Annotated in this window: 1 pseudogene; it reads left to right on the top strand. The window is 68.4% G+C overall.

Annotated elements, in window-relative coordinates:
• Window positions 1-225 (top strand): annotated as a pseudogene (gene gcvT / locus AAHM40_RS27145) (glycine cleavage system aminomethyltransferase GcvT); the annotation flags it as partial.

The following is a 225-nucleotide window of genomic DNA, read 5'->3' on the forward strand; positions in this document are numbered from 1 at the left end:
CCGGCGACCACCTGGTACTGGTGGTCAACGCCGCCTGCAAGGAGCAGGACCTGGCGCACCTGCGGACGCACATCGGCGAACAATGCGAGATCGAGTCGCTGTTCGACTCCCGCGCCCTGCTGGCCCTGCAAGGTCCCGCCGCCGCCGAGGTGCTCGGCCGCCTGGCGCCGGATGTGAAGACAATGACCTTCATGCAGTTCGGCAGCGTGCGCCTGGAAGGCGTGG

This window comes from Pseudomonas sp. OTU5201 (genome assembly GCF_038440135.1).
Taxonomy (GTDB): domain Bacteria; phylum Pseudomonadota; class Gammaproteobacteria; order Pseudomonadales; family Pseudomonadaceae; genus Metapseudomonas; species Metapseudomonas resinovorans.